Source organism: Enterobacter cloacae complex sp. P1B, assembly GCF_014982345.1.
Lineage (GTDB): Bacteria > Pseudomonadota > Gammaproteobacteria > Enterobacterales > Enterobacteriaceae > Enterobacter > Enterobacter bugandensis.
The window spans coordinates 111,719-136,582 of sequence record NZ_JADCLF010000004.1 but is presented as its reverse complement, the minus strand read 5'-3'; the positions used below and the strand labels follow the sequence as shown (position 1 = coordinate 136,582).

Sequence of the window (24,864 nt, the reverse complement as noted above, 5' to 3'; positions counted from 1 at the left end):
AAGTCCTTATCAGTTGAGGCCGCGCACGGAGGAGATGAACTGCTTCAGTTCCGTGGTCTGCGGGTTGGCGAACAGCGTTTTGCTGTCGCCCTGCTCCCAGACTTTCCCCTGGTGCATAAACACCACGCGGTCGCCCACTTCGCGGGCAAAATTCATTTCATGGGTCACGAGAATCAGGGTCATCCCCTCGGCCGCCAGCTGCTCCAGCACCTTGAGCACTTCGCCCACCAGCTCCGGGTCGAGCGCGGAGGTGATCTCGTCGCAGAGTAAAACTTTAGGCGACATCGCCAGCGCGCGGGCAATCGCCACGCGCTGCTGCTGGCCGCCGGAGAGGCTCGACGGGTAGTAATCCAGACGATCGCCAAGCCCCACTTTCTCCAGCATGCGCTGGGCCAGTTCGCGGCATTCGGCGGCGCTTTTCTTCAGCACCCGACGCGGGGCGAGCATCACGTTCTCCAGCGCCGTCATGTGCGGGAACAGGTTGAAGCTCTGGAACACCATCCCGACCGAGCGGCTGATTTCGCGCGCCTGAGAATCCCGGTCGGTAATGGTCATGCCGCCCAGCTTGATGCTTCCGTCCTGATACCCTTCCAGGCCGTTGATGCAGCGCAGCAGCGTGCTTTTGCCCGATCCGCTGCGCCCGATAATGGAGATCACCTGGCCCATATCGATATCCAGATCGACGCCCTTGAGCACGTGGTTATCGCCGTAGTACTTCTGCACCTGATTAATGGTGATGAGAGGCATTGAATTTGGTCTCCAGATAGCGGCTGTAGCGCGACAGCGGATAACACAGAATAAAGTAGCCCAGCGCCACCAGCGCAAAGACCTTAAACGGCTGATAGGTCACGTTGGTCAGCATGGTGCCGGCCTTGGTCAGCTCGATGAAGCCGATAATCGACGCCAGCGCGGTACCTTTGATCACCTGCACCGCAAAGCCCACCGTCGGGGCGATGCCGATGCGCAGCGCCTGCGGAGCGACCACGCGAAACAGGGTCTGGCCGAAGGTCAGGCCCAGGCAGCGTGAGGCTTCCCACTGCCCCTTCGGCAGGGCGCGAATGCTGCCGTACCAGATATCGAGCAGAAATGCGCTGGTGTAGAAGGTTAACGCCAGCGAGGCGGCGGTCCACGGCGAAACGTCGATGCCGAACAGTGCCACGCCGAAGAAGGCCAGGAACAGCTGCATCAGCAGCGGCGTGCCCTGAAACAGCTCGATATAGCCGCGGATAATGCGCTTCACCGTGCGTCCGCCCGTCAGGCGCAGCAGCAGGAGCGGCAGCGTTACCACCGCCCCGCCGACAAACGCCACCAGCGACAGTAGTACCGTCCAGCGTCCGGCCAGCAGCAGGTTGCGAATAATGTCCCAGTCGGTAAAGGTGGTCATCATGCCTGCACCCCCAGCCATTTGCGTCCTGCCGCCATCATCAGCTGGCGCAGGGTAATCGACAGCGCTAAGTAAATCCCGGTTGTCACCAGATAGACCTCAAAGCTCAAAAACGTTCTGGACTGGATCAGGTTAGCGGCGAAGGTCAGCTCTTCATACGAGACCTGCGACACCACCGACGAGCCGAGCATCACGATGATGCACTGGCTCACCAGCGCCGGATAAATGCGCTGCAGCGCGGGCGGCAGCACCACGCGAATAAACGTCTGCAGACGGGTTAGCCCCAGCACGCGCCCGGCCTCCCACTGTCCTTTCGGCGTGACCTGAATGCCCGCGCGGATAATTTCGGTGCTGTACGCGCCCAGGTTCACCACCATTGCCAATAGCGCCGCCTCCCCCGCCGTCATCTTCAGGCCAAGATTCGGCAGGCCGAAGACGATGAAAAACAGCTGCACCACAAACGGCGTGTTGCGGATGATCTCCACGTAGCCGCCCCAGATCCGGCTGTACCAGGTGGTGCGTGCGCTGCGGATCGCCGCGCCGAAAATCCCGATTGCCAGCCCACCGACGGTTGCCATTACCGTCAGCTGAATGGTGACCCACAATCCCGCCAGCAGCTCCGGCCAGTGCGGCCAGAGGGCTGAAAAATCAAGTTGCTCCGTCATTGGCTCAGGCGCCAAGGTTTGCCGGCAGCGGGGCCTTCAGCCATTGCTCGGACAGGCCGTTCAGCGTGCCGTCCTTGATGCCCTGCTCAATCAGCGCATCCACTTTCGCCTTCAGGGCCGGTTCGTTCTTCTTCAGGCCGATAAAGCACGGTGAGTCTTTCAGCATAAAGCTCGGCACCGGGGCTTTATCCGCGTTCTGCCGCGAAATGGCCGCCACCACGAGGTTGCCGGTCGCCACGTACTGCACCTGGCCGGAGAGGTAGGCCGAGAGCGTGGTGTTGTTATCTTCGTAGCGTTTCACGTTGGCATCTTTCGGTGCCAGGCCGGTCAGCACCATGTCCTCCACCGCTCCGCGCGTCACGCCGATGGTTTTTCCGCTCAGCGCGGCGGCGTCCTTCAGCTCAGCCCCTTTCGGGCCAAACACGCCAAGGAAGAACGGCGCGTAGGCGCGGCTGAAGTCGATCACCTTCTCGCGCTCCGGGTTTTTACCGAGGCTGGAAATGACCAGGTCCACCTTATCGGTTTGCAGGTACGGCACGCGGTTGGCGCTGGTCACCGGCACCAGCTGCAGCTTGAGCTTCATCTGTTTCGCCAGATAGCGCGCCATATCGATGTCGTAGCCCTGCGGCTGCAGATCGGTCCCTACCGAGCCAAACGGCGGGAAGTCCTGCGGAACGGCAATGCGAATGGTGCCGCGCTTCTCGATATCCTGAAGCTGGTCAGCCTTTGCGGGCAGCTGAGTGAAGAGACAGGCGGCCCCGGCCAGTGCAATAAACAGTTTTTTCATGGTGCTTCCCCGTAACGTTAACATGAAACAAAAGATTCTTTGAATGTGATTTTGCAACTAATGTGCCAGATAAGGCGAAGCGGGGAATTTTCTCTTAAAGCCTGATAAAACGCGGACGGGGCGAAAATACTCTCTATTTTCGCCCCGTTCAATTGCACCATTTCAATGCAAAGCACCAGTCTGATGCCCCATTATCGTTGTTCGAGTTCGTCCAGCTGCTGGTAGAGGGAGGCAATCTCGTGAATGCGCGGACGGCCTTTATCGAGAATGTCATGCAGGAAGGCGTTCGCCAGCAGGTTGATCAGGCTGTTGACCGAGGAATAACTGTCATAGGCGGAGACGCTGTCCAGCGGGGCGCAGAGCTGCCAGCTCGCCAGCGGAAACAGGCTGTGGGCCTGCGGCTCGCACATCAGCAGCACCGGAATACCGCTACTCTGAAGCTGCTGCATCAGCGGACGAATGATGCGCGGGCGGCGGCGGAAAGCCATCATCACCACCAGATCGTCCGGCGTTAAGTCCACCAGCTCCTCGCTCAGGCTCTGGCCCGGCTGCGGCAGGACCAGCACCTGACCGCGCGCCTGCAGTAGCTGCTGGCGCAGGTGGAGCGCCGCCGGATAAGCGTTACGCATGCCGATAATGACGATGCGCCGCGCCTTGACCATGCAGGCCATGGCGTCGGCAAACTGCTGCGCGTCAAGGGCATTGACCCACTGGGTCAGGTTCGCCATCTCCTGCTTGTAGTGGCGCGCCAGCAGCGTGTTGCCCTGCACCGCGTCGCGGTTATCGGTGAGCGGCATCCCGCTCTGGCGCAGGGTGCGCAGCTCGTCGCGCATATCCTTATATTTCTCATAGCCCAGACGCTTAAACAGGCGGCTGACCGTGGCTTTCGACACCCCGCTCAGCTGCGCCAGCTCGGCGCTGTTGTAGCTGATCAGGTCGTCAAAATGGTCGAATATAAAGTCTGCCACCCGTTGCTCCTGCGGCGACAGCGACGGGTATTGTGCTTTCAGACGTTCATCCAGTTGTTCCATAGCGCCTCTGTAACTTTTGTTTCATCACATTATACCTTTCTTTATACGTATTCATTATACGTGCCAGTTTACTGAAACTTTTCTTTCAGAACTGGAACAGCTTTTGCAGCGCCTTGTGACTTTCAGTGTTACGAGGACTTCTCATGCAAAGCAACGTCTCCACGCACGGCATGGCCGTTGCGCCCCACCATCTTGCCAGCCAGAGCGCGCTGGCGGTGCTGCGCGAAGGCGGCAGCGCGATTGAAGCGATGGTCGCGGCGGCGGCCACCATCGCCGTGGTTTACCCCCACATGAACGGGCTGGGCGGCGATGGCTTCTGGCTTATCGTGCCGCCAGAAGGCGACCCCATCGCCATTGACGCCAGCGGCGCGGCGGGATCGCGCGCGACGCTTGCCGCCTACGACGGGCACACGCACATTCCCCATCGCGGGCCGCAGGCGGCGCTGACCGTCGCCGGCACGGTGAGCGGCTGGGACGAGGCGCTGAAAGTCTCCCGCGAGATGACCGGCAAGTCGCTGCCGCTGGCCCGCCTGCTGGCCGACGCCATTGACTATGCGCAAAACGGCACCCCGGTCACGGCCTCACAGGCCCATGCCACGGCCAGTAAATTCGACGAGCTTAAGGCCATCCCCGGCTTCGCGGAAACGTGGCTGGTGAACGGTAAGCCGCCCCAGGTCGGGAGCCGCTTTTATCAGCCCGCCATGGCCACGACGTTGACGCGCCTGGCGGAGGACGGTCTGGACAGCTTTTATCGCGGCCCGCTGGCGGAAGTCCTGGCGCACGGCATGGAGACGCTGGCTCTCCCCGTGACGCTGGCCGATCTTAACGCGCACGTTGCCCGGCGCACCGCGCCGCTGAAGCTGCAGCATCAGCAGGGGGAGATCTTTAACCATGCCCCGCCGACGCAGGGGCTGGTCTCGCTGGCGATACTCGGCATCACCGACCGCCTGAATATGGCGGAGGCCGACGACGCGGACACCATTCACCGCATCGTTGAAGCCACCAAGCTGGCCTTTGGCCTGCGCGATGCCCACATTACCGACCCGCGTGAGCTGAAAACCGAGATTCAGAAACTGCTGGATCCCGCCGCCCTGCAGGCGCTTGCCGACAGGGTTGACGACGGCCACGCCGCGCCGTGGGGAACCGGAAAAGGACCTGGCGATACCGTGTGGATGGGGGTGATGGATAACAGCGGGCTTGCCGTGTCGTTTATCCAGAGTATTTATCACGAGTTCGGCAGCGGCGTGGTGTTGCCCGATACCGGCATCGTCTGGCAGAACCGGGGGGCGTCGTTCAGCCTCGACCCCGCTCATCTTCTGGCCCTCGCGCCGGGCAAACAGCCTTTCCATACCCTGAACCCGGCGGCGGCGCGTCTTAAGGACGGGCGCGTAATGGTCTACGGATCGATGGGCGGTGACGGACAGCCGCAAACCCAGGCCGCGCTCTTTACCCGCTACGTGGTTCAGGGCGTGCCCTTGCAGGAAAGCATTTCCCGCCCGCGCTGGCTGCTGGGGCGCACCTGGGGACAAACCTCAGACACGTTAAAGCTGGAAGGACGCTTTACCGCTGAGACGGTCTTACGGCTTCAGGTACTCGGACATGAGGTAGAAATATTCCCTGACTTCAGTGAAGCGATGGGCCACGCGGGCGCGATTGTCCGCCACCCCAACGGGCTGTTTGAAGGGGCGTTTGACCCGCGCAGCAACGGCGCGGCCGCCGGATACTGAGGAGAAAACAATGACGACACAACAACCCGACTGGCAGGCGTATCTTGCGCAAATGGAGTCCGTGCTCGGCGTGACACTGGACGATGCCCGCCGCGCTGAGCTGCAGTTGCAGTTCAGCCGCATTGCCAGCATGGCCGCCCCGCTGATGGCGCTGCCGCTCGACGACCGTCTGGAGATCGCAGGAGTGTATAAAGCATGACGCTACACGAGATGAGTATCAGCGACATTCAACAGGCGCTGAGCGCGGGCGAGCTGAGCGCCCATGAGATTGCCCGCCAGACGCTGGAGGCGATTGGGCGCGTTAACCCGCAGATCAATGCCTGGACCACCGTGACGGAAGCACGCATGCTCGCCGAGGCCGAGAACATCGACACCCTGCGCCGCGAGAAGCGCCCCCTGCCGCCGCTGGCGGGCGTGCCCTACGCGGTGAAAAACCTGTTCGACGTTGCCGGACACACCACCCTCGCGGGCGCCGAGCTGTTCAGCCAGCGCCCCGCTGCGGCCGCTGACAGCTTCGCCGTGCGCCAGCTGCGCAGCGCGGGCGGGCTGCTGTCCGGGATGGTGAATATGGACGCCTACGCCTACGGCTTTACCACCGAGAACAGCCACTACGGCGCGACGCGTAACCCGCACGACCTGACGCGCATTGCGGGCGGGTCCTCCGGCGGTTCAGCCGCCGCCGTAGCCGCCGGGCTGGTGCACTTTTCGCTCGGCACCGACACCAACGGGTCGATTCGCGTTCCGGCCTCCCTGTGCGGCATCTATGGCCTCAAGCCCACCTTTGGCCGCCTGTCACGATCCGGCAGCCATCCGTTTGTCGCGAGCCTGGATCATATAGGCCCCTTCGCCCGCCGGGTGTGCGACCTGGCGTCCGTGTACGACGCGCTGCAGGGCCGGGACAGCAGCGACCGTTTTCAGGCAGAGAGCTCGCGCGAGCAGACGCGCCCCCTGCTAGACCGCGGGCTTGACGGCCTGCGCTGCGCGGTGCTCGGCGGCTACTTCACCACCTGGTGCGACGCACAGGCCAGAGACGCCGTGGCGCGGGTGGCGAAGGCGCTCGACGTGCAGGATGAGCTGCAGTTTCCGGACGCCGAGCTGGCGCGCTCCGCGGCGTTTATCATCAGCGCCTCCGAAGGGGGAAATCAGTACCTGCCCGCGCTTCGCCGCGAGCCCGAGCGCTTTGAGCCGCACTCCCGGGAGCGACTGCTGGCAGGCGCGATGATCCCCTCCGCCTGGTATATTCAGGCCCAGCGGTTCCGCGCGCAGGCGCGGCAGGCGTTTCACGCACTGTTTGCCCAGGCCGACGTGCTGATCGCCCCCGCGACGCCGCGCAGCGCCACGCGGATCGGCGATCAAACCATGGAGATTAACGGTCAGCCGCTCCCCATCCGCGCCAGCATGGGGATGCTGACCCAGCCGATTTCATTTTTGGGCCTGCCCGTGACCACCGTTCCGCTGCGCACCGCACATGGCGCGCCGATTGGCCTGCAGCTGATTGCCGCGCCGTTTAACGAGCAGGCCTGCCTGCGCGTCGCGCGCGTGCTGGAAGAGAGCGGCATCACCGATGCCCGCCCGGCGGAGGTCGCAGCATGATCAATCACGATGACATTAACCTGCCGTGGGTGGTTGCCGAGGTGACCGCCGCGTTTTATCGCTATGAAGACGCGCTGGTGAGTAACAACATTGCCGTGCTGGACGAGTTGTTCTGGCACGACAAAAACACGGTGCGTCTGGGGGCGGGTGAAAACCTGTACGGGATCGATGAAATCCGCGCTTTTAGGGCGGCGCGCCCGTCTGCCGGGCTTCAGCGGACGCTGCGCCACACCGTGATTACCACCTTCGGGGAGGGTTATGCCGTGTGCAGCACCGAGTTTACCCGTGAAGGTACGGAGCGGATTGGCCGCCAGCAGCAGACGTGGGTAAGGTTTGCCTACGGGTGGCGCATTGTTGCGGCGCAGGTTAGTTTGATGGTATAGACCGGGTAAGGCGCAGCCGCCACCCGGCAAAACATCGCACAATTACTTCTGAAACGGATGCACTTCCCGCCAGTGGTCGGCAATCTGCTGGCGGGTACAGACCCACACCCGATCGTGCTGCTGCACGTAATCCAGAAACCGTTGCAGCGCGCGAAAACGCCCCGGCCTTCCCAGCAGGCGGCAGTGCATGCCGATGGACATCATCTTTGGCGCGCTTTCCCCCTCCTCGTACAGCACGTCAAAGCTGTCCTTCAGGTACGTATAAAACTGCTCGGCGGTGTTAAACCCCTGCGCGGTCGCGAAGCGCATGTCGTTCGCATCCAGCGTATAGGGCACGATCAGGTGCGGCTTTTGGGTGCCGTCGCCGCAGGCCACTTCCGTCCAGAAGGGCAGGTCGTCGCCGTAGTAGTCGCTGTCGTAGTCGAAGCCGCCGTGCTCCACCACCAGTTGGCGGGTGTTGGGGCTGTCGCGCCCGGTGTACCAGCCGGTTGGCGGCTTGCCGAACAGGTCGGTAAGAACCTGCACCGCCTTATGCAGGTGGTCGCGCTCCTGGCTGATGTCCATATTCTGATAGTGGATCCAGCGCCAGCCGTGGCTGACCACGTCGTAATCCGCGGTTTTGATCGCCTCAACAATCTCCGGGTGACGCGCCAGCGCCATCGCCACGCCAAAGACCGTCAGCGGCAGGCCGCGTTTTTGAAATTCACTGTGGATCCGCCAGAACCCGGCGCGGCTGCCGTATTCGTAAAGGGAGTCCATCGACATGTGTTTGTCCGGGTAGCTGGCCGCGCCGATGATGTCCGACAGGAACTGCTCGGACCCGGCATCGCCGTGCAGAACGTGGTTTTCCGCCCCTTCTTCATAATTGAGCACAAACTGCACCGCGATGCGCGCCTCATTCGGCCACCGCGCGTGTGGCGGGTTGCCCGCGTAGCCGCGCAGATCCCGCGGATAATCCTGTTCGAAAAGCCCCATACCACCCCCAAAAGTTAAAATGGATTCAATGCCTGAAAATGCCCGCTTAACGGTTTGTTCTCCGGGAAGGCCAGATCCCCATGCTTGCTGGTCGAGAGCCCCAGCGCCACCAGCGATTCCACCATCTTCACCGCCGCGCTGACGCCGTCGATCACCGGCACGCGCAGCTCGCGGGTCAGCTCCTGCGCCAGCGTCGCCATGCCGCCGCAGCCGAGCACGATGGCGCCGCAGCCATCCTCTTTCAGCGCCTGTATACAGCGCGCGCGTACCCTCTCCTGCGCCAGACCGCTGCCGTCCTCCAGCGCCAGCACCGGAAGGTCGATGGCGTGCAGCGCTGCGCAGTGGTCCTGAAAGCCATACTGGTGCAACAGATGGCGGGCAATAATCAGCGTGCGCGGCAGCGTGGTGACCACCGAAAAGCGCGTCGCCACCAGCGTCGCCATATGCATAGCGGCTTCAGCAATGCCGATAACCGGCCCCTGCGCCAGCTCGCGCGCTGCCAGCAGTCCCGGATCGCCAAAGCAGGCAATCACGTGACCGTCCACGCCCTGCTCCCTGCCTTTTTTGATCTGTTCCAGGACACCGACGGCGGCGATGGCCTCATCAAAGTGGCCTTCTATAGACGGCACGCCCGCGCCCGGACAGACCGCGAGGATCTCCGTTCCCGGCGCCGCCACCGCGCGGGCCGCCGCGCCGATGGTTTCCGTCATCGCGAGGCTGGTGTTGGGATTGATCACTTGTATACAGACAGACATTACGACTCCTTGTGGCCGGCAAACAGCCGGGCAAAATCAGGCAGGCACTCGCCCGCCCGCTCGAAGCAAAGGCTGGCAACGATGTGTTCAAAATGGTGCATGAGGGCATCGCTTAGCGGCTGGAGCGCCTTCTGGCGCAGCAGATCCACAAGCTGTTCGTGATCGTTGCAGCGACAGCCCTGACGCCACGGCGCGCCCCAGGTGGCAATCACCAGCGAGGAGCGCTGGCTCAGGCTTGTCACCATCTCCGTCAGCACCTGGTTACCGGAGATGGCCTGCAGTTGTATGTGGAAACTGGCGGAATGTCGGATTGCCGCCGGGCCGTCGTACGCCTCGTGCGCCTGCTGCTCCTGACGAATAATGGCCTCCAGCGCGGCAAGGTGCGGCGGCTGACAGTGCGCCAGCACATCCGGCAGGTTAGCGACCTCCAGCAGCGCGCGGGTGCGGAAGATGTGCCGCGCCTCTTCAACCGTCGGGCTGGCGACGTGTGCACCACGTTTGGGCGTCAGGGTGACCATTTGCACAGCGGCGAGTCGTTGAAGCACCTTGCGGATGCCCGTGCGGCTCACGCCAAACACCTCGGCCAGCGCCTCTTCCGGCAATTTGCTCCCCGGCAGCAGCTGATGTTCCACAATCGCAGTCATCAGCGCCTGGAAGATGGTTTCGTCTTTGTCATGCAGGTCTGGCGCGGTCTGCAGGGCGTTTATGTTGTTCATTCACCACTCCGAATATTACTTTCCGTTATCGAATCGTATACATAAAAATAAAATATTGCATACAAGATTTATTATTTTGGCCTGGATCCTGCAACACCGTTTGCACTCCCACTCAACGGGTTTTCATTCACAGGAGCAGGTTTCATGCCAAACAGTCAAAACGCACAGCAGGGTACGGCCGCTGATTCCGGTGCGGTTTACAGCCCACGTCTTTGCAATGAGGATCTGGCACCGACGCGTGACCAGAACTGGAGCTGGTACAACATCTTTTCTTTCTGGATGTCCGACGTTCACAGCATGGGGGGTTACGTTGTTGCCGCGAGCTTCTTTACGCTCGGGCTGGCAAGCTGGCAGGTGCTGCTCTGCCTGCTGGTGGGGATCTGCATCGTGCAGCTGTGCGCCAACCTGGTGGCCAAACCGAGCCAGATGGCGGGCGTGCCCTATGCGGTGATCAGCCGTCAGGCGTTTGGCGTCTTCGGGGCCAATATTCCGGCGGTGATCCGCGGGCTTATCGCCTTTGCGTGGTACGGCATCCAGACCTGGCTTGCCGCCAACGCGCTGATGCTGGTGGTGCTGAAGTTCTGGCCTTCTCTGGCGAGCCTTACCACCGGTGCCTTCCTGGGCCTGTCGCCGCTGGGCTGGATCTGCTTTGCCATCATGTGGGTTCTTCAGGCGATGGTCTTCTGGCACGGCATGAACGCCATTAAGCGCTTTATTGATATCGCCGGTCCGGCGGTCTATGTGGTGATGCTGGCCCTTGCGGGTTGGATTGTATACAAGACCGGTTTTGACGGGATCTCTTTCACCCTCGCCAGCAAATCCCTGAGCGCGGGCGAGCAGACCTGGCAGATGATCACCGCGACCGCGCTGGTGGTCTCCTACTTCTCCGGCCCGCTGCTTAACTTTGGCGACTTCTCCCGCTACGGCAAAAGCATGGGTGAGATCCGCCGCGGCAACCGCTGGGGGCTACCGTTTAACTTCCTGCTGTTCTCCATCGTCACCGTGGTGATTGTCTCCGGCACCCAGTCGCTGTTTGGCCGCATGATCACCGACCCGATCGAAACCGTCAGCCGCGTAGGTAACGATCTGGCCGTGGCAATTGGCCTGCTGACGATGATCACCGCCACCATCGGGATCAACATCGTCGCGAACTTTGTCTCACCGGCGTTTGATTTCTCTAACTGCTCGCCGCAGAAGATCAGCTTCCGCACCGGAGGGATGATTGCCGCCGTCGGCTCGATCCTGCTCACCCCGTGGAACCTGTTCAACTCACCGGAGCTCATCCATTACACCCTGGACGTGCTCGGGGCGTTTATCGGCCCGCTGTTCGGCATTCTGATTGCCGATTTCTACCTGATTAAGCGCGGCAAGGTGTCGGTAGACGATCTGTTCGACGACACGCCAAAGGGCAAATACTGGTACCGCAACGGCTTTAACCCGAAGGCCATTGGCGCGCTGATCCCATCCGTTGCCGTAGGTCTGGTGATTGGCTTTATCCCGGCCCTGCATGAAGTGGCAAACTTCAGCTGGTTTATCGGCGTCTTCCTCGGCGGCGTGACCTACCGCTGGCTGGCGCGGGAAGAGCGCGATACGGCAGGCGCGGCCTCGTTCAGCTCCCGCGTAGCGACGCAAAAAGAGTAACCCCTCCTTCCGGCCGCAGTTTATCTGCGGCCCGTTCATTCTGGCACCGTTCTTGCTGAGCTTTTTCACCCCGCTACGCAAACAATAAGGCAGGACCCACGATGGAATACCAGACTGCGATACGCGGTGCATTTTTCGATATCGCCCAGGTCTGCGACAGCGCAGACGCGATTGCCCAACACGCCCGCTACCTTGAGGACGGGCTGCTGTTTATCCAGAACGGAAAAATTCTGGCGCACATGGCGTGGCAGGAGGGCGAGCAGTATCTCGACCCCCACAAAGGCTACACGGACCTGCGCGGCAGGCTGCTGCTGCCCGGTTTTGTCGACACCCACGTTCATTATCCACAAACGGAGATGATCGGCGCCTTTGGCGAACAGCTGTTGGAGTGGCTGACCACCTACACCTTCCCGGTGGAGAGCCAGTTTGCCGATGAAGCCTACGCGAAAGAGATCGCCGAATTTTTCATTAACCAACTGGTGAGCAACGGCACCACCACCGCGCTGGTGTTTTGCACGCTGCATCCGCAATCGGTCGAAGCGCTGTTTACCGAAGCCCTGCGCCTCAACATGCGCCTTATCGCCGGAAAGGTGATGATGGACCGGCACGCGCCGGACTACCTGAGCGAAGATGCAAAGCAGAGCTACCGGCAGACGCGGGAGTTGATCCAGCGCTGGCACCACCGGGGGCGGCTGGGGTATGCCATTACGCCGCGCTTTGCCCCAACGTCCTCTCCCGAGCTGCTCGCCGCGGTCAGCCTGCTCAGAGAGGAGTTTCCGGATACCTGGCTGCAGACCCATCTCAGCGAAAACCCAAATGAAGTGGCCTGGGTGAACGATCTCTGGCCGGAGCACGAGCGCTATCTGGACGTGTATCACCACTACGGCCTGACCGGCGAGCGAAGCGTATTTGCCCACGCGATTCATCTGCACCACAGCGAGTGGCAGTGCCTGCACGACACCGGTTCGGCGGTGGCGTTTTGCCCCACCTCGAACCTGTTTCTCGGCAGCGGGCTGTTTCGCCTGCCCGCCTGCTGGCAGCACAAGGTGCGGATGGGCATCGGCACCGACGTCGGCGCGGGCACCACCTTCAGCATGCTGCGCACCCTGGGAGAAGCCTACAAGGTCGGCCAGCTGCAGAGCTACCGCCTGCGCGCCAGCGAGGCGTTTTATCACGCCACGCTGGGCGGCGCGCACGCCCTCAGGCTGGACGATAAGATTGGCAACTTCGCCCCCGGCAAAGAGGCGGATTTCGTGGTTATCGATCCTGACGTGACGCCGCTGCAGCGCCTGCGCAATCGCCGCTGTCAGGATATCTACGAGCAGCTATTTGTGCTGATGACCCTGGGCGACGAGCGCAACATCAGTGAGACCTGGGTCAACGGCGAGCGGGTGTGGTCAACTGCCCCGGTAGGTTGACCACCCGCCTGGCGCAATCACAAACGGCAGATGGAAGTGCTCGTCTGCCGCTTCTCCCGTCACAAAATCAATTTGCGCGCAGGGGTAAATCGTCTCCCGGCCGGTTGCGCGAAACCACCCGCCGATCTCCGCCACCAGCCGATAGCGGCCTGCGGGCAGGAAAGGGACAAATTCGGTGATGCGACCATTAACGTTGGTCACGCCCGTCGCCATGATTTCGCCCTCCCGTTCGAGATGGACCGTCACGCCCGCGGCGGGTTTGCCCGTTGAAATATCGAGAATATGGGTGCTGAGCGTGCTCATTCGCTAATCACTCCTTCCAGCCGCAGCAGCGTAATTTCCCGCAGCTGTTCCAGCGCCGCCTGAACTTCCTGCGCGTCGCTGTTCTTCAGCCGCGCATTCAGTATCTGTAAAATGTCCTCGCCGCTCCGGCCCTTCGCGCGGATCAGAAACACCCGGCCGAAGCGGGCCTCGTAGCGGGCGTTACCCTCGCGCAGCGCCTGCGCAAGCGCCGCGTCCCGGTCATTCACCGCGCCCTGCTCCTGGCGCGACAGCGCCGCCTCCACCTGTGCACCCGCGGGCTTTTCCCCGATGCGCGGGTGCGCGCTCAGGGCTTGCGCTAACGCCACTTCGTCCCAGCGCTGCATCAGCGCCTGCGCCGCGATCGTCAATTCACTCCGGCTCGGGTAAGGCCGTCCATAAACCAGCGCCTCAGCCCAGCCGGGGAGCGCCACGCAGGGGGTGAGCAGCGCGAGAGCCTCTTTCTCAGGAAGATGATTGAAGTCGTGCAGTGCGATCATAGTGTCTCCTTTATTGTCCTCCTCCGGGTTGTTGCACAAACCACGCCACTCTTGTCGCCGATGTGAAACAGTCGATTCTGTATGGCTGGACAGGAAATTATTGATTCATAAAAAGGCATATTCACCGTGTTTGCGCACCTTAGCAGTGCAAACTCACCTCCCACAACGCCGTTATCGCCACTCTGCAGCCTGGTACGCAAATTGCTGAATGTTTTTACACCCTGCAAAAGGAGAGAAGCATGAAAGCAATCGTCATTGGCGCGGGTATTGGCGGCCTGAGCGCTGCCGTCGCGCTAAAGAAAGCGGGCATCGACTGTACCGTGTTCGAAGCCGTAAAAGAGATCCGGCCCGTCGGGGCGGCCATCTCCATCTGGCCTAACGGCGTGAAGTGTATGCAGCACCTCGGCATGGGCGACATTATCGAAACCTACGGCGGTCCGATGCGTTTTATGGCCTACAAGGATTACCGGCGCGGCGACACCCTGACCCGCTTCAGCCTCGCCCCGCTGGTTGAACGTACCGGCGGGCGCCCCTGCCCCGTCTCGCGCGCTGAACTCCAGCGCGAAATGCTGGACTTCTGGGGGCGCGACAAGGTGCAGTTTGGCAAGCGCGTGGAACACGTTCATGAAGACGACGCGGGCGTAAGCGTGACCTTTACCGATGGCACCACGGCAACAGGTGATTTTCTGATTGCCGCCGACGGCAGCCACTCGGCGGTTCGTCCGTACGTGCTGGGCTATACCCCGGAGCGCCGCTACGCCGGATACGTGAACTGGAACGGGCTGGTAAAGATTGATGAAGAGATTGCCCCGGCGCACCAGTGGACCACCTTCGTTGGCGAAGGCAAACGCGTGTCGCTGATGCCCGTCTCCGGCGGTCGTTTCTACTTCTTTTTTGACGTGCCGCTGCCCGCGGGCCTGGCGGAGGATCGCACCACCCTGCGCGCCGATCTCACGGGCTACTTCCGCGGCTGGGCGCCGCCGGTGCAGAAGCTTATCGCCGCGCTGGATCCCGATACCACCAACCGCATTGAAATCCATGACATCGAGCCGTTCGACAGCCTGGTACGCGGCAACGTCGCGCTGCTCGGCGATGCCGGGCACAGCACCACGCCGGATATCGGCCAGGGCGGCTGCGCGGCCATGGAGGACGCCGTGGTGCTGGGCGAATGCCTGCGTGAAAACCACAACATTACGCTGGCGCTGCGGCAGTACGAAGCCCTGCGCTGCGACCGGGTGCGTGACCTGGTGCTGAAAGCGCGTAAACGCTGCGACGTCACCCACGGGAAAGATATGGCGTTGACGCAGGCCTGGTATCAGGAGCTCAAAGAGGAGACCGGGGAACGCATTATCAACGGTCTGTGCGAGACCATTCAGGGCGGCCCGTTAGGCTGAACAAGAGGGACAACGATGAAAAGAGAACCGACACCACCCGCCCACTGCACGTTTGAGCCAGAGGACTGGCTGCGCCTGGCGAAATGCTGGCATCCGGTTGCGCGCGCCTGCGACGTCGGCCCGGCCCCCGTCAAGGCCACCCTGCTGGATGAACAGCTGGTGATTTACCGAATTAACGACCAGGTCGTGGTTGCCCGGGACGTGTGTCCGCACCGCGGCGTGCCGCTGACGCTCGGCTTTCACGACGAGCACGGGATTATCTGCCCCTACCACGGCTTACGCTTTGGTGAAGACGGCCGCTGCAACCGCATTCCGTCCAGCCCCGACCAGCCCGTTCCGGCGAAGCTGAACCTGATTAACTACGCGGTGGAAGAGCGCTTCGGCCTGATCTGGACCTGCCTGGCGTTTGACCCGGACAATCCCATGCCGCTGCCCACCATGCCGCACTGGAGCGACGACGGATTTCAGCAGATCAACTGCCCGGCGTTTGAGGTGAACGGCTTCGCCGGGCGCCAGGTGGAGGGGTTTCTGGATGTTGCCCACTTTGCGTGGATCCATACCGATACCTTTGCCGATCCCAATAATCAGCTTGTCCCTATCTATCAGCCGCAGGAGACGCCCTTCGGTTTCGTGGCCGATTACTGGAGTTCCGTGAGCAACTATCCCGCCAGTTCACCCGTGCAGGCGCCAGAAGGGTTCCAGTGGCTGCGCCATTTTGAAATGCATCTGCCGTTTACCGCCACCCTGACGATTCATTTTCCGGGTGAATCGCGGCTGGTGATTATGAACGCCGCCTCGCCCGTCTCGTCACGGGTGACCCGCATGTTCGCGCCCATCGCGCGCAACTTTGATCTGCATATTCCGGTGGAGGACGTGCATGCCTTTAACCTGCGCATTTTTGAAGAGGATCGCCTGATGGTCGAAACCCAGCGCCCGGAAAGTCTGCCGCTGGATCTCACTCTGGAAGCCCATATTCCGGCAGATAAGAGTTCGATTGCCTACCGTCGGGGACTGAAGAAGATGGGCTTTGGCGAATTTTTCCTGGTATGACGGAGGCCAATATGCTGAACGTGATCGTTGACGGGCTGTGGCGCGAGGGGGATAAAAGCCTCGCCGTCAGGCTGATGGCCGAAAACGGCGACGCGCTACCGGCGTGGCAACCCGGCGCGCACATTGATGTCCACCTGCCCTGCGGCGTGGTCCGCCAGTACTCTCTGACAGGGGCATGTGGCGACGAGAGCTATCTTATCTGCGTGGGGCGAGAAGCCGCCTCGCGCGGCGGGTCGCGCTACGTTCACGAAATGCTGCGTCCGGGACAGAGGCTTTCAATCTCGACCCCGCGCAATCTGTTTCCGCTGCATCAGGCTGAGCGGGTATTGCTGCTGGCGGCAGGGATTGGCATTACGCCGCTGTATGCGATGGCATTGCAGCTGAAAGCGACCGGAACGCCGTTTACGCTGCACTATTACGTCAGAAACCGGGAAAGCGCGGCGTTTGCGCGCGAGCTCTCGCTGTGCGGTGACTGCATTATTCATACCACCACCCCACGAACCACGCTGGCGGAGCATTTCCCCGCGCCTGAAGCGGGGCTGCACGCGTGGGTGTGCGGACCTGCGGGGTTTATGGAGAAAGCGCGCGATGTGGCGGCGGCGAAGGGATGGAATGACGCCCATATCCACAGCGAGGCGTTTCAGCCCGCTCCCCCTGTCACAAGCGGCGTCGCAGGCGAGATCTTTACGGTCAAACTTGCCTCCACCGGCGAGCGCTGGCCGGTGCCTGCGGATAAGACCATCGCTCAGGTATTACAGGAAAACGGCGTGGACGTGCCGCTGTCCTGCGAAATGGGGATCTGCGGCGCCTGCCTGACGCCGGTGATTGACGGCGTGGTGGACCACAGGGATAGCGTGCAGTCGGAGGCAGAAAAAAGCGCGGCTGACCAGCAGGTGGCGCTCTGCTGTTCGCGGAGTCACTCCGGGGAGCTGGTGATTGCGCTGTAAAACGAAAAAACCCTGCGATATTGCTATCGCAGGGTTTTCGAATTTGGCGGAAGCGTAGAGATTCGAACTCTAGAACCCTTTCGGGTCGCCGGTTTTCAAGACCGGTGCCTTCAACCGCTCGGCCACGCTTCCAAAGTGAGGCGCACTATAAACATCTATTAGCGCCTTGTAAAGCAGGAATTTTTCTATTTTTGCATGCGGGCGTTTGACTGCGCAAAAAGTCACCCGGACGCTTACCTGCCCTCCCCCCTTCCCCCCTTGTACATACCGTTACACAGCAACGCTCATCCTTTTAAATCACCGTGGTATAGAATGCCAAAAAAAATAGACGGCCATGTGTTTTGTAATGGTAATAAATCCGGGTAATGCGGGTTTTAACGCATTACTGTCATAGCGCCTTACTGGTTGATGATGAAAATCAAAAATACGTTTTGTTTACATATCCTGATGGCCGTTTTGGCCATTTTAGTCCTGAGTTTTCACCCGCTGGTGACAAGCTTTGATCCGCCGCTTAAATTCCAGCCGCTGATCAAGTCCATGGCAGGGACGACAAAAGAACAGGCGGAAAAAATAGCCACTATTTCCCATGCTTTAGAAGGGAATGCTATTTTCTTCCTTGGTGCGTCTGAGGTCGCCACCTCAGAAGAGGAACATTACGCCGTATTTAATTATTTTAATAAGCAATTGCACCAGCCCGTCGTGGCCTATGGCGATGCGTTTGTCGATGACGAAACGCAATTTTTACTTCTCTCGCGTTTTAAAGATAGCCTTAATGCAAACAGCAAAGTGGTGCTGCTTCTGGCGCCTGACGGCTTTTATTCAAAAGGCCTGCCGCCCGCTATCTATGCGGATAATTTTCCGGGCTCGATTTTTAATCCCCTGATGAAGGATCCGCAGGCGCGCCCGTTCCTGGTTAATTACCTGAAGCATATTGATGCGAAAGAGATAAGCCATTTAACCTTCGGGCAAATGCGTGTGTATGGCTGGCATCCGGCGCTGATATGGGACGAGCTGAGTTTTCAGTTTGCAAACTTCTGCACCCTGATTAAAAACGACTGGCTGTCGCTGCTCAACATCAGGCCACAGACGGCGCAGCCCTGGCCTCAGCAGCCAACCGCCCGTCTTTCCCCTGACTGGGATAAAGCGCTAGCGAATGCCCGCGAGTTGAATAAAAAGCGCCATCAGAGCGCGGCCACGCTGTGGATGGACAAAACGATTTACGACGAGGACGGTAAGCCGCAGCAGTGGGATGACACGCCGGTGGTGCCGGGGCAGTTCGCCGCGTTCAGGAAAACCGTTCAGCTTTTGAAAGCGCATCACGTGCAGGTGATTGCTATCGTCGACCCGGTTAACCCCTGGGCGCTTTACAATACCGACACCTTCCGCCCGTTCGATAAGCAGATTCAAACCATTCTGAAAGAGAACCAGATCCCGTATTTGGATATGTACGCCATGCCGTATCAGAACGGCTGGAACTGGGATCGTCTGCACCCTACCGAACTGGCCTGGGTGCCAATGCTTCGCTTTATTGCACAGAGTTTTAAATAATGAAAATCGCGATCCGTCTTTTTTGCCTTTATTTACTGCTGGCGATCACCGTCGTTGCATGGACCGCTGTCGATGACAGCATGAGTATGCAGCTGCATTTTGAATATCAAAAATTCTGAGGCGAAATGATGTACAGCTCAGGAATGTTTTTTGTCTGTTTATTTTCATCCGCGCTGGCGTTTGCGATGGTTAATCGTGTTTTACGCCACCGTCTGACCTGGCTAGTTTCCTTATCCGTAGTGACAGTATTAGGCTGGGGTTATATTTTTCAGGGCAATTACAGTGTTCCCGTGGCCGTCTTTTGCTGGTTTTATCTTGTCGCCACGTTAAAAGAAAAAGGCAGATTAAAAACCTGGCAGGCGGTCGTTTTAACGCTGCTGCCCCTGGTTCTGGTGAAATTACATTTTAATTATCACCTCGGCACAATCGGTCTCTCTTTTATGACCTTCCGCGCTGTGGATGTACTGCTGTATCGCAGTAAAAAAGAGGGCCAGAATTTCCTGCACTATTTCTGCTATCTCTTTATGCCCTTTATTATTCTGGCCGGCCCGATGTATCGCTGGCGGACATGGATGAGCGATGTGAATAAGCCGGCATTTATCCTGAACCGCGAACAGTTTTTAACGGCGCTGGAGCAAATTATTACCGGCATCATTCAGAAGTTCCTGTTTGCCATGCTGATCGATTCGCTCGTCGTGCAGCCCTGGAGCCATAAGCCGTTTACCCTGACCGTGGGCGTGGTGATGTCGATTGCCTACAGCGCCTATCTGTACTTTGATTTTGCGGGCTACAGCAATATGGCCATCGGCGCGGGCCGGCTGTTTGGGCTGAATATTCCGGCAAACTTCAACATGCCGCTCCTTGCGAAGAACCCGCAGGATTTCTGGCGCCGCTTCCACATCAGCCTGTCCGAATGGCTGCGCGACGTGGTCTTTATGCCCGTCTATATGAACCTGATGAAGTTTAACTTTTTCCGCCAGAACAAAACGCTGGCGCAAAATATCGGTATTTTTTGCACCCTGTTCTGCATGGGGGCGTGGAATGGCCTGGAACGCCATTACGTCATCAGCGGCGCGCTGTTTGGCGCGATTTCCGTCGCGCACAACATGCTGCTGTGGTCAGCCAAACGCAGCCCATCGTTACACCGCGGATTGCAGTATCCGGCCGTTGCGTTTTTGGGACGAATTCTGACGCTGGGAAGCGCCGCAGGATCCCTTTACATCTTCAGTGGAATGTCACCTCTATGAAAAATCACTCCGATCTTCAGGAACTGCAGGATTTCTTGCGTGCGGCACTGCGCGATCCCGCCTCCCCGCAGCAGCTGGCCATCAGCGGCAGCGACGAAACCTTAAGCTGGCTCCAGCTTTCCTCTGCCGTGACGGACTGGGCAGAGCGTTATCGACGCTGCCAGCCCGCAGACGGTACGCCGATCGTGCTGTACGGCCATCAGCAGGCCGAGTTCGCCGTGGCGATCTATAGCTGCCTGCTGCACAACATTCCGTACATCCCGGTGGACTGCATTTACCCGCAGGAGCGGCTTCGCGAGATCTGCAACCTGACCGGCGCCCCTTACTACTACGACGTGGCGACGCGGCAGTTCATCGCCACCGGCGAGGCGGGCAAGGTGCTGGAGGAGCAGGATCTGGCCTATATCATGTTTACCTCAGGCAGCACCGGAAAACCGAAAGGCGTGCAGATTGGACGTGAAAGCGTATGGCACTTCATGAAGTGGGTCAGCCAGGACTTTTCGCTGCCGGAAAAACCGGTGCTAATGAACCACGCGGTGTTCAGCTTTGACCTCTCCCTGATCCCTCTGCTGGCGAACCTGGCGATGGGAGGCCACATCGTGCTGAATGCCAAAGAGGATATCCAGAAAGAGAACTGGCTCGAGCGACTGCAAAGCAACGCGGTCTCCGCCTGGGTTTCCACCCCCTCTTTTGCCTACCAGCAACTGCTTTCTCCGCACTTTAACAACGAGTATTTGCCTGCACTCTGCGTCTTTATCTTCATTGGTGAAGTGCTCAATAAAGCGCTGGTGAAACAACTCCGCCGCCGTTTCCCGCAGGCCAAAATCATCAACTCCTATGGCCCAACGGAAGCGACCATTGCGACAACCGTGGTTGAGATCACGGATGAGATCCTTAACAGCGACAGCGCGGTGCTGCCGGTGGGCGTGATGATGCCGGACAGCAGAATGGAGATTTCCGCCGAGGGCGAGCTGATTATCTGGGGCAAAAACGTCATGCGCGGCTATTTAGGCCTGCCGCAGGAGAACGCGGCAAAACTGCTGCGTCGGGAAAATGATGCGTTCCGCGGCTACCGGACCGGCGATCTGGGTTATGAAGACGGGCTCATCTACTGCCAGGGCCGCAACGACAGCCAGGTCAAGCTGAATGGCTACCGCATCGAGATCGGCGAGATTGAAAACCGCCTGCTGGCCATGTCCGGCATCAGCGAAGCGGTGGTGATGCCGCTGATGAAACCCTGCGGCAGCGTGCTGCGCATCGCCGCGTTCTGCGTGACGGAGCTGGCACCGGAGGCGATCAAAACCTCGCTGGCAAACGTGGTGCCCCACTACATGGTGCCTTCACAAATTATCGTAAAAGACGCTTTGCCGCTAAATCCTAACGGCAAAATTGACCGCAAGCTGCTGGACGCTTACGCCCGCACACATTAATTATCCCAGGAAAAATGATGGAACACGATATTCTCGCCCTGTTTGAAAAAGTGTTATCCCGCAAGGTTGGCTTTCACGATGAGCTGATTGAATCCGACATTCTCGACTCCATTCTGGCAGTCGACATGGTGCTGGAGGTGCAGGACGTTTACGGCTGTATGATACCGCCTACCGACGTGGCGACGGTGCTGAAAACCCCGGCCGATCTCGCCCGTTATATTGAAGAGAACCGTTAACAGAAATGAAACCGCCTGCTTTGACTATTTCTCCTACACTTTAGGAGTACTGTCGGTACGGGAAATAGAAAAAATCCAACTTACTTAAGGCATTACGATTGGCTAGGCGTTCAGCCAGCCACCGTTTTGCCTTTAACAGAGGAGTCTGCGGTATGGCATTCGTAACAACGAAAGACGGCGTCAATATTTACTACAAAGACTGGGGTCCGAAGGAGGCTCAGCCCATTGTTTTCCATCACGGCTGGCCATTGAGTGCCGATGACTGGGATAACCAGATGCTCTTCTTCCTTGCGGAAGGCTATCGCGTTATCGCAATCGACCGCCGTGGTCACGGGCGTTCGGACCAGGTCAGCGAAGGGCACGATATGGATCATTATGCGGCTGACGCGTCGGCCGTGGTTGAAAGCCTGGATCTGCACAATGCGGTGCACGTCGGCCACTCTACCGGCGGTGGCCAGGTGGCCCGCTATGTTGCGAAGTACGGCCAGCCGCAGGGGCGCGTTGCCAAAGCGGTGCTCGTGAGCTCCGTTCCGCCGTTGATGGTGAAGACAGAAAACAACCCTGGCGGGACACCTGTTGAGGTTTTCGACGGCTTCCGTAAAGCGCTGGCCGCGAATCGCGCCCAGTTTTACCTCGACGTCGCCAGCGGTCCTTTTTATGGGTTTAACCGGGAGGGGGCCGAGGTTTCACAGGGCACCATTCAGAACTGGTGGCGTCAGGGCATGATCGGCAGCGCCAAGGCCCACTATGAGGGAATTAAGGCGTTTTCAGAAACCGATCAGACAGAGGATTTGAAAACCATTACGGTTCCCGTTCTGGTGATGCAGGGGGATGACGATCAGGTCGTGCCTTATAAGAATGCCGCCCTTCTGCAGGACCAGCTGCTGGCGAATAGCGTGCTGAAAATCTATCCGGGCTTCCCGCACGGGATGCATACCACCCACGCCGATACCATTAATGCGGATATTCTGGCCTTTATCCGCTCATAGACGTCAGGTTTTCTGATACGCGCAAAAAGAAAAACCCCAGCTTAACGAGTAAGCTGGGGTTTATATCTGGCGGAAGCGCAGAGATTCGAACTCTGGAACCCTTTCGGGTCGCCGGTTTTCAAGACCGGTGCCTTCAACCGCTCGGCCACACTTCCTGAGTGAGGCGAACTATAAACACCTCACCGCATGCTGTAAAGAGTGGCTGCAATCGTTCGCTTTAAAATTAGCCAAAATGTGCTTAATCGGTTGAACTGACAACACATCGGCGATTTTCTCAGCATAAAATCCAGCCCTCTCGCTTAGTGCTTTTTGATGTACATATCTTTTGTAAAATAGTACCCCAGCTTATCCGGCGTAAAGCCACCCACCCACGGTTTCACCAGGTGCGTACGGACGTAGTGATAAACCGGAATGGCAGGCACATCACGCCCAAGCAGATCTTCCGCCTGCTGGTAGAACTTACCCCGCTCTGCCGGCGTTTTGGCTTTTGCGGCGTTGATCAAGGCTTGATCGTAGTCCGGGTTGCTGTACTGGCTGGTGTTTTCACTGTCGCCGGTACGGAAGTTGTTCAGGAAGGTCGCCGCGTCGTCGTAGTCGGCAATCCAGGCGTAGCGCACCGCGTCAAAGTTGTGGGTGTGCATGGTATCCAGCATGGTTTTCCACTCCTGATTTTGCAGCTTCGCGTCTACGCCGAGGTTTTTCTTCCACATAGAGCTGGCCGCAATCGCGATGCGCTGGTGCGATTCAGAGGTGTTATAGAGCAGGTTGAAGCTCAGAGGATGGCTTTCGTTATACCCGGCCTCGTTGAGCAGTTTTTTCGCCTCAGCAATGCGCTTGTCCAGCGGCCAGCTGGCGTAATCCGGATTCTGCAGCTTGACCCCGCCGATGTCCGGCTGGCTAATCAGCCACGCCGGGCGCTGCCCCTGCCCCATCACCTTCTCAGCGATGATGTCTTTATCCAGCGCCATGTTCAGCGCCTTGCGCACGCGGGCATCGTTGAACGGCGGGCGCGTGGTGTTGAATTCGTAGTAATAGGTCGCCAGCTGCGGGGAGACGTCCAGCTGGCTGCCCAGCGTTTTCTTCAGCTGAGCAAACTGGTTAATGGGTACCGTATAAACAATATCAATTTCGCCCGCTTTATAGCGGTTCACATCCGAGGCCTCGGAGGTGATCGGCAGATAGGTGACTTTGTTAATAACGGTATGCGCGTTATCCCAGTAGCGCGGGTTACGCTCCGCCACAATGCGTTCGTTGACCACCCACTGGGACAGCTTATACGCTCCGCTGCTGACGAAATGCTCCGGTTTGGTCCACTTTTCACCGAAGCGGCCAATCAGCACTTTATCCACCGGCACCAGCGACGGGTGCGCCAGCATCGCCAGGAACGCCGCGTTGGGCTGGGTGAGCGTCACTTCCAGCGTGGTATCGTTAATTGCTTTTACGCCCAGCGTGTCGGGGGATTTTTTCCCCTGAGCGATATCGGCCGCGTTGACGATATGCATGTTGCCGGGATAGCTGGCGTACGGTGAAACGGTTTTTGGATCAACCAGGCGCTGCCAGCTCCAGACCACATCCTCTGCGGTAATGGCCGTCCCGTCGCTCCAGGTAATACCCGGACGTAAGTGGAACGTCCAGACGGTGTTGTCCTTGTTCTCCCATTTTTCAGCCAGCCGGGGTTGGATTTCCCCTGACGGGGAGACGCTCACCAGCCCTTCGAATAAATCGCTGATAATATTGAATTCGACATCGCTTTCGACTTTATGCGGGTCGAGCGAGGCCGGTTCGCTGCCATTGTTTCTGACCAGTTCCTGTTTTTCGGCCAGCGCTGTTCCTGCTGGCACGTTAGCCGCCCAGGTCGCCGTGCTGGCGCACAGGATCCCGGCGGTGAGTAAAGAGAGCGTAAAGCGCGTGCGTGTTTGTGGTTTCATTTCCTTCGCCTTATTGTCTGTTTTATGACGATCCGGAGATAACTCTTAGCGCCCGAAAGGCAATAACGCAATATTTTTCAGTAACCTATAAGAGGTTGATCTGGTAAATACTTTTAAACCGCCGTTCATACTGGTTACACATGCTTTTGCAGAAGAAATGACCACCTTCAGCGCTAACGTGCTGAGTAAAGATGGGTAAAACCACTTTGAGACTGGCGCG

At 59.2% G+C, this 24,864-nt stretch carries 24 protein-coding genes, 2 tRNA genes and 1 pseudogene; 14 read left to right on the top strand and 13 right to left on the bottom strand.

Features of this window, described 5'->3' with window-relative positions:
- Positions 1–9: 9 nt before the first annotated feature.
- The 5 genes from INF77_RS03570 to hpxU all read right to left on the bottom strand — a co-directional run bounded on the left by INF77_RS03570 (position 10) and on the right by hpxU (position 3,867).
- A complete protein-coding gene (locus tag INF77_RS03570) occupies positions 10–747 on the bottom strand; it encodes an amino acid ABC transporter ATP-binding protein (protein WP_008499843.1) in 738 nt (245 codons plus the stop codon).
- Entirely contained in the window at positions 728–1,384 is a 657-nt protein-coding gene (locus tag INF77_RS03565; RefSeq protein WP_014883296.1) for an amino acid ABC transporter permease, read from the bottom strand. Before INF77_RS03565 ends, INF77_RS03570 begins: the two co-directional genes overlap by 20 nt.
- A complete protein-coding gene (locus INF77_RS03560) occupies positions 1,384–2,049 on the bottom strand; it encodes an amino acid ABC transporter permease (RefSeq protein ID WP_126345226.1) in 666 nt (221 codons plus the stop codon). Before INF77_RS03560 ends, INF77_RS03565 begins: the two co-directional genes overlap by 1 nt.
- A gap of 4 nt (positions 2,050–2,053) precedes the next feature.
- Positions 2,054–2,836: a transporter substrate-binding domain-containing protein gene (locus tag INF77_RS03555; RefSeq protein ID WP_045261681.1), complete on the bottom strand. Its 783-nt coding sequence runs from the start codon at positions 2,834–2,836 to the stop codon at positions 2,054–2,056.
- A 191-nt stretch (positions 2,837–3,027) separates the two neighbouring features.
- Positions 3,028–3,867 carry a MurR/RpiR family transcriptional regulator HpxU gene (gene hpxU, locus INF77_RS03550; RefSeq protein ID WP_045261682.1) on the bottom strand — a complete coding sequence of 280 codons (840 nt, stop codon included), beginning with the start codon at positions 3,865–3,867 and terminating at the stop codon, positions 3,028–3,030.
- Positions 3,868–4,010: 143 nt separating this feature from the next.
- Between hpxU and hpxW the strand changes: the two genes are divergently transcribed.
- Genes hpxW through hpxZ form a run of 4 tightly spaced genes read left to right on the top strand, consistent with a single transcriptional unit; the run spans position 4,011 to position 7,570 of the window.
- A complete protein-coding gene (hpxW, locus tag INF77_RS03545; RefSeq protein ID WP_193532719.1) occupies positions 4,011–5,594 on the top strand; it encodes an oxamate amidohydrolase in 1,584 nt (527 codons plus the stop codon).
- Between the two features lie 10 nt (positions 5,595–5,604).
- Positions 5,605–5,793: an oxalurate catabolism protein HpxX gene (gene hpxX / locus INF77_RS03540; protein ID WP_028012637.1), complete on the top strand. Its 189-nt coding sequence runs from the start codon at positions 5,605–5,607 to the stop codon at positions 5,791–5,793.
- A complete protein-coding gene (locus INF77_RS03535; RefSeq protein WP_193532718.1) occupies positions 5,790–7,187 on the top strand; it encodes an AtzE family amidohydrolase in 1,398 nt (465 codons plus the stop codon). The genes hpxX and INF77_RS03535 overlap by 4 nt, the downstream gene beginning before the upstream one ends.
- Positions 7,184–7,570, top strand: a complete 387-nt coding sequence (gene hpxZ, locus INF77_RS03530) for an oxalurate catabolism protein HpxZ (protein WP_193532717.1) — start codon at positions 7,184–7,186, stop codon at positions 7,568–7,570. Before INF77_RS03535 ends, hpxZ begins: the two co-directional genes overlap by 4 nt.
- Positions 7,571–7,612: 42 nt before the next feature.
- Here hpxZ and puuE read toward each other — a convergent pair whose 3' ends face one another.
- From puuE to INF77_RS03515, 3 genes and pseudogenes are all read right to left on the bottom strand, one after another.
- Positions 7,613–8,512, bottom strand: a complete 900-nt coding sequence (gene puuE, locus INF77_RS03525) for an allantoinase PuuE (RefSeq protein ID WP_370528594.1) — start codon at positions 8,510–8,512, stop codon at positions 7,613–7,615.
- Positions 8,466–9,300: pseudogene (hpxA, locus tag INF77_RS03520) on the bottom strand (allantoin racemase). Before hpxA ends, puuE begins: the two are co-directional and overlap by 47 nt.
- Entirely contained in the window at positions 9,300–10,016 is a 717-nt protein-coding gene (locus tag INF77_RS03515) for a GntR family transcriptional regulator (protein WP_045630054.1), read from the bottom strand. Before INF77_RS03515 ends, hpxA begins: the two are co-directional and overlap by 1 nt.
- 144 nt (positions 10,017–10,160) lie before the next feature.
- On the opposite strand from INF77_RS03515, the gene INF77_RS03510 reads away from it, so the two are divergent.
- Together INF77_RS03510 and guaD are read left to right on the top strand one after the other, a co-directional pair.
- Entirely contained in the window at positions 10,161–11,657 is a 1,497-nt protein-coding gene (locus INF77_RS03510; RefSeq protein ID WP_193532715.1) for an NCS1 family nucleobase:cation symporter-1, read from the top strand.
- 101 nt (positions 11,658–11,758) lie between these two features.
- The gene (gene guaD, locus INF77_RS03505) at positions 11,759–13,075 is read left to right on the top strand and encodes a guanine deaminase (protein WP_063943665.1); all 1,317 of its coding nucleotides are present in this window, start codon (positions 11,759–11,761) and stop codon (positions 13,073–13,075) included.
- Here guaD and uraH read toward each other — a convergent pair.
- Both uraH and uraD read right to left on the bottom strand, forming a co-directional pair.
- Complete coding sequence (gene uraH / locus INF77_RS03500) at positions 13,055–13,378, bottom strand: hydroxyisourate hydrolase (RefSeq protein ID WP_047368245.1); 324 nt, start codon at positions 13,376–13,378, stop codon at positions 13,055–13,057. The genes guaD and uraH overlap by 21 nt on opposite strands.
- A complete protein-coding gene (uraD, locus tag INF77_RS03495; RefSeq protein WP_193532714.1) occupies positions 13,375–13,875 on the bottom strand; it encodes a 2-oxo-4-hydroxy-4-carboxy-5-ureidoimidazoline decarboxylase in 501 nt (166 codons plus the stop codon). Before uraD ends, uraH begins: the two co-directional genes overlap by 4 nt.
- Positions 13,876–14,114: 239 nt before the next feature.
- On the opposite strand from uraD, the gene hpxO reads away from it, so the two are divergent.
- Genes hpxO through INF77_RS03480 form a run of 3 tightly spaced genes read left to right on the top strand, consistent with a single transcriptional unit; the run spans position 14,115 to position 17,266 of the window.
- The gene (gene hpxO, locus INF77_RS03490; RefSeq protein WP_047368243.1) at positions 14,115–15,269 is read left to right on the top strand and encodes an FAD-dependent urate hydroxylase HpxO; all 1,155 of its coding nucleotides are present in this window, start codon (positions 14,115–14,117) and stop codon (positions 15,267–15,269) included.
- 15 nt (positions 15,270–15,284) lie between these two features.
- Complete coding sequence (gene hpxD, locus INF77_RS03485; RefSeq protein WP_193532713.1) at positions 15,285–16,319, top strand: molybdenum cofactor-independent xanthine hydroxylase subunit HpxD; 1,035 nt, start codon at positions 15,285–15,287, stop codon at positions 16,317–16,319.
- An 11-nt stretch (positions 16,320–16,330) separates the two neighbouring features.
- On the top strand, positions 16,331–17,266 hold the full coding sequence (locus INF77_RS03480; protein ID WP_193532712.1) for a PDR/VanB family oxidoreductase: 936 nt from the start codon (positions 16,331–16,333) through the stop codon (positions 17,264–17,266).
- 44 nt (positions 17,267–17,310) lie between these two features.
- Here the strand turns inward: INF77_RS03480 and INF77_RS03475 are convergent.
- Positions 17,311–17,398 (bottom strand) — tRNA-Ser (locus tag INF77_RS03475).
- A gap of 279 nt (positions 17,399–17,677) precedes the next feature.
- Between INF77_RS03475 and INF77_RS03470 the strand changes: the two genes are divergently transcribed.
- The 5 genes from INF77_RS03470 (at position 17,678) to INF77_RS03450 (ending at position 22,716) form a co-directional block, all read left to right on the top strand.
- Positions 17,678–18,814, top strand: coding sequence for a D-alanyl-lipoteichoic acid biosynthesis protein DltD (locus INF77_RS03470; protein ID WP_028012624.1), 1,137 nt, complete (start codon positions 17,678–17,680; stop codon positions 18,812–18,814).
- 128 nt (positions 18,815–18,942) lie between these two features.
- Positions 18,943–20,061: an MBOAT family O-acyltransferase gene (locus INF77_RS03465; RefSeq protein WP_063154529.1), complete on the top strand. Its 1,119-nt coding sequence runs from the start codon at positions 18,943–18,945 to the stop codon at positions 20,059–20,061.
- A complete protein-coding gene (locus INF77_RS03460) occupies positions 20,058–21,491 on the top strand; it encodes an AMP-binding protein (RefSeq protein WP_193532711.1) in 1,434 nt (477 codons plus the stop codon). Before INF77_RS03465 ends, INF77_RS03460 begins: the two co-directional genes overlap by 4 nt.
- 17 nt (positions 21,492–21,508) lie before the next feature.
- Entirely contained in the window at positions 21,509–21,727 is a 219-nt protein-coding gene (locus tag INF77_RS03455) for an acyl carrier protein (RefSeq protein ID WP_028012621.1), read from the top strand.
- A 152-nt stretch (positions 21,728–21,879) separates the two neighbouring features.
- A complete protein-coding gene (locus INF77_RS03450) occupies positions 21,880–22,716 on the top strand; it encodes an alpha/beta fold hydrolase (protein ID WP_126345216.1) in 837 nt (278 codons plus the stop codon).
- Positions 22,717–22,783: 67 nt separating this feature from the next.
- On the opposite strand, the gene INF77_RS03445 is transcribed toward INF77_RS03450, so the two are convergent.
- Both INF77_RS03445 and INF77_RS03440 read right to left on the bottom strand, forming a co-directional pair.
- Positions 22,784–22,871 (bottom strand) — tRNA-Ser (locus INF77_RS03445).
- 144 nt (positions 22,872–23,015) lie between these two features.
- Positions 23,016–24,644 carry an ABC transporter substrate-binding protein gene (locus tag INF77_RS03440; RefSeq protein WP_028012619.1) on the bottom strand — a complete coding sequence of 543 codons (1,629 nt, stop codon included), beginning with the start codon at positions 24,642–24,644 and terminating at the stop codon, positions 23,016–23,018.
- Positions 24,645–24,864: the final 220 nt, after the last annotated feature.

Bases quoted from the DNA above. Each gene is read 5' to 3' on its own strand.
- INF77_RS03570 (WP_008499843.1), bottom strand. From the start codon at position 747: ATGCCTCTCATCACCATTAATCAGGTGCAGAAGTACTACGGCGATAAC.
- INF77_RS03565 (WP_014883296.1), bottom strand. From the start codon at position 1,384: ATGACCACCTTTACCGACTGGGACATTATTCGCAACCTGCTGCTGGCC.
- INF77_RS03560 (WP_126345226.1), bottom strand. From the start codon at position 2,049: ATGACGGAGCAACTTGATTTTTCAGCCCTCTGGCCGCACTGGCCGGAG.
- INF77_RS03555 (WP_045261681.1), bottom strand. From the start codon at position 2,836: ATGAAAAAACTGTTTATTGCACTGGCCGGGGCCGCCTGTCTCTTCACT.
- hpxU (WP_045261682.1), bottom strand. From the start codon at position 3,867: ATGGAACAACTGGATGAACGTCTGAAAGCACAATACCCGTCGCTGTCG.
- hpxW (WP_193532719.1), top strand. From the start codon at position 4,011: ATGCAAAGCAACGTCTCCACGCACGGCATGGCCGTTGCGCCCCACCAT.
- hpxX (WP_028012637.1), top strand. From the start codon at position 5,605: ATGACGACACAACAACCCGACTGGCAGGCGTATCTTGCGCAAATGGAG.
- INF77_RS03535 (WP_193532718.1), top strand. From the start codon at position 5,790: ATGACGCTACACGAGATGAGTATCAGCGACATTCAACAGGCGCTGAGC.
- hpxZ (WP_193532717.1), top strand. From the start codon at position 7,184: ATGATCAATCACGATGACATTAACCTGCCGTGGGTGGTTGCCGAGGTG.
- INF77_RS03515 (WP_045630054.1), bottom strand. From the start codon at position 10,016: ATGAACAACATAAACGCCCTGCAGACCGCGCCAGACCTGCATGACAAA.
- INF77_RS03510 (WP_193532715.1), top strand. From the start codon at position 10,161: ATGCCAAACAGTCAAAACGCACAGCAGGGTACGGCCGCTGATTCCGGT.
- guaD (WP_063943665.1), top strand. From the start codon at position 11,759: ATGGAATACCAGACTGCGATACGCGGTGCATTTTTCGATATCGCCCAG.
- uraH (WP_047368245.1), bottom strand. From the start codon at position 13,378: ATGAGCACGCTCAGCACCCATATTCTCGATATTTCAACGGGCAAACCC.
- uraD (WP_193532714.1), bottom strand. From the start codon at position 13,875: ATGATCGCACTGCACGACTTCAATCATCTTCCTGAGAAAGAGGCTCTC.
- hpxO (WP_047368243.1), top strand. From the start codon at position 14,115: ATGAAAGCAATCGTCATTGGCGCGGGTATTGGCGGCCTGAGCGCTGCC.
- hpxD (WP_193532713.1), top strand. From the start codon at position 15,285: ATGAAAAGAGAACCGACACCACCCGCCCACTGCACGTTTGAGCCAGAG.
- INF77_RS03480 (WP_193532712.1), top strand. From the start codon at position 16,331: ATGCTGAACGTGATCGTTGACGGGCTGTGGCGCGAGGGGGATAAAAGC.
- INF77_RS03470 (WP_028012624.1), top strand. From the start codon at position 17,678: ATGAAAATCAAAAATACGTTTTGTTTACATATCCTGATGGCCGTTTTG.
- INF77_RS03465 (WP_063154529.1), top strand. From the start codon at position 18,943: ATGTACAGCTCAGGAATGTTTTTTGTCTGTTTATTTTCATCCGCGCTG.
- INF77_RS03460 (WP_193532711.1), top strand. From the start codon at position 20,058: ATGAAAAATCACTCCGATCTTCAGGAACTGCAGGATTTCTTGCGTGCG.
- INF77_RS03455 (WP_028012621.1), top strand. From the start codon at position 21,509: ATGGAACACGATATTCTCGCCCTGTTTGAAAAAGTGTTATCCCGCAAG.
- INF77_RS03450 (WP_126345216.1), top strand. From the start codon at position 21,880: ATGGCATTCGTAACAACGAAAGACGGCGTCAATATTTACTACAAAGAC.
- INF77_RS03440 (WP_028012619.1), bottom strand. From the start codon at position 24,644: ATGAAACCACAAACACGCACGCGCTTTACGCTCTCTTTACTCACCGCC.